This is a genomic window from Dietzia sp. HMSC21D01, assembly GCF_001815995.1.
GTDB classification, from domain to species: Bacteria; Actinomycetota; Actinomycetes; order Mycobacteriales; family Mycobacteriaceae; genus Dietzia; species Dietzia cinnamea.
The window spans coordinates 1-2482 of record NZ_KV824151.1 but is presented as its reverse complement, the minus strand read 5'-3'; the positions used below and the strand labels follow the sequence as shown (position 1 = coordinate 2482).

The following is a 2482-nucleotide window of genomic DNA, read 5'->3' as shown; positions in this document are numbered from 1 at the left end:
CTAATTGGTGAGCAACACCGAGTTTGAGCGGTAACTCGAACTCTTGACTTTCGATCCCGGTCCACCTGCCAGTGGGCCGGGATCAGTCATTTCAGGGTTGCGGGGTGTTCAACTGTTGGCCGGGCGCGGGCCGGCCAACGCCTCACGCTGAAATTGCCTCCTCATCTGCAGGTGGAACTACGGCCTCGGGCAGGCCAAGATTGATGGCGGCGAGGTCAGCCAAGTATTGAGACATCGAGACGCCTCTAGACCTGGCTTCCACCCGAAGTGCCTCGTACACCTCAGGGGCCATACGGACGGGCACGCGCATGCGCTCGCCGAATGACGGTCGCCCGGGGCCCCGCTGCTTCGTCGCCATGGGAGGAAAACTCCCACACTTGGCGCCACAAATCCTATCGACACGCCTAGGTGAGGTGGAGTTTTTGGCGCCGCCTACGGCTCTGTCGGCGGTCAGCGGCTGCGGCACACCCGCAGCGGTATATCCCGCCAAACCGTCGCCGGTGTATACCGCAACACCAGTATCGGTCTAACGGTGATTACTGATGTGCCGCTATCGGTCCAAAGGTATTTCGGGATGTTCGGCGTGGCTAACGCGCTCCTGTGCTGCAGTTTTGGTATCAAGGTGATGACCACAATAGGTACAGCGGTATCGCGGTATAAGAGGATTGAGGTGTAGCGGGTTTTGAAGATTGCGGTAGTTAACACCAAGGGTGGCGTCGGTAAGACGACCACCGCCATTTACCTAGCGACGGTCGCGAGTGCGCAGGGCAAGTCGGCTGAGTTGCTAGACGCGGACCCTCAGGGGTCGGCCACTAGCTGGGCTGAGATTGCGACGGAGGGGAGTGCGCCTTTGCCGTTTCAAGTCTCGCCCGCGAACAAGATCACGCTTTCGCGCGCATCTAGTAGCGACATCACAGTGATCGACACGCCTCCGGGTGCTGCTGACATCATTCAGGCCGCGATCGATGCGGCTGATGTTGTCGTGGTCCCCACTGCGCCGTCTGGGTTGGACCTCCAGCGCGTCTGGCCGACGTTGGAGGCTGCTGCACATAAGCCAGCTGGCGTCCTTCTCACGAGCGTTGAGCTCGGCACTAAGCTGCTCGAGCTCACAAAGGAGGCCCTTGAATCGGAAGGGGTGTTCGTATTCGAGAATGTGATTGGGAAGCGACAGGCGATACGCCAGTCATTCGGCACATGTCCAACAAGCTTCTTCGGCTATCGAGATCTGATGGACGAGATCGTTGAGGTGACTAAATGAGTGGCAAATCGGAACCGGTGAGCCGTAGTTTGCGCCCACGGGCCGCAGCTCCCATCCGGCCGGTCTCGGAAACGTTCTCTGCTTCTGAAGCCGCACGTCCGGCCGGTCCTCGGCGTACGAAGACATCTCTAGCGCTTGATGTTGAGGTGTACCGGAGAGCGAAGATCGCGGCCATCCAACAAGGGGAGACCGTGTCTGAGTTTATCGAGGCAGCTATTCGAAACGCACTTCCTGAGTAGTCTCGCCAGAGGTAAAAACCGTCGTCGGTAAAAACGGATCGAGGTATATACCGCTGACGGTGTCGGCCACCGAAGAGATGGTGATTCTCAGGCTGGTAGGCAAGTCCGGTGCGAGCATCGAGCCCGGGCGTCTAGCCGCGCGACGAGCCCGCCCTGTGATGAGGGGGGGTTGGCAACCAGCGTCTGAACTGCGAACTTCCCATGTTCGCGTTCGCCGGCAATTGTGGGTTGAGCCCGATTGGTAGTTGGCCGTGCTGCCGGTCGTGCCGGCCGGAGCTGCTCCTGTTGTTCTGGGTCGCCTTCCCGCTGGCAGAACTCTTGGTGGCCGGGCCGCGTTGCCCCACGGGTGTTCCCGCATATCGGCGCAGTCGGTGACTGGATGATTTTCAATGCCGTTAGTGGGCCGCCCTTGGTGGCGTCGAGACCCTGGATAACGAGCAGTTCTAGCAGCTTCGGCTTGTCTGCTTAGGCGTTGGATCTTGCCATCGCGAGCCGTGCCGGCTGCGGATTGTCGAAACGCGTCCTATCGGCGTCGGCGAGTGGTGCCTCCTCGAACGCCCGGTGGCGACTTGGCGTGGGACGGAGTCACTTGTAGACGTCGCCGCGGTGGCCGATGCGCAGCACAAGTACGACGAGGGCGTCGTCTTCGATGTCGTAGATGATGCGGTAGTTGCCCACGCGGATTCGGAGTTCGCCGTCGCCTCCGGCGAGCTGAATCGCGCCAGGCGGTCGCGGTGTCACCGCGAGGGCTTCGATGGCGCGGACGATTCGGTTCTGCTCGGTGGGATGAATTTTGCGCAGGGCTTTGGCGGCTGAGGGCTTATAGGAGATCGAATAGGGCATCAGGCAAGCGGGTGCGCAGGTCTACAGGCCCAGTTCCGCCATGAGGTCCTCGTGGGAGATGCTGTCGTCCTCGCGGCGAGCGGCAGCCGCGGCTTCCACGTCGGCCTGATCCTCCAGGGCCTGTAGGGCGCGGTCGAAGAAC

At 61.0% G+C, this 2482-nt stretch carries 2 protein-coding genes; one reads left to right on the top strand and one right to left on the bottom strand.

Annotated elements, in window-relative coordinates; all coding sequences use genetic code 11:
* Positions 1-682: 682 nt before the first annotated feature.
* The gene (locus tag HMPREF3086_RS16905) at positions 683-1258 is read left to right on the top strand and encodes a ParA family protein (RefSeq protein ID WP_070723089.1); all 576 of its coding nucleotides are present in this window, start codon (positions 683-685) and stop codon (positions 1256-1258) included.
* Between the two features lie 824 nt (positions 1259-2082).
* Here HMPREF3086_RS16905 and HMPREF3086_RS16900 read toward each other — a convergent pair.
* Positions 2083-2340: a type II toxin-antitoxin system RelE family toxin gene (locus HMPREF3086_RS16900; RefSeq protein ID WP_070723086.1), complete on the bottom strand. Its 258-nt coding sequence runs from the start codon at positions 2338-2340 to the stop codon at positions 2083-2085.
* Positions 2341-2482 lie beyond the last annotated feature (142 nt).

Excerpts from the sequence above, each read along its gene's own strand:
- HMPREF3086_RS16900 (WP_070723086.1), bottom strand. The coding sequence starts at position 2,340 with ATGCCCTATTCGATCTCCTATAAGCCCTCAGCCGCCAAAGCCCTGCGC.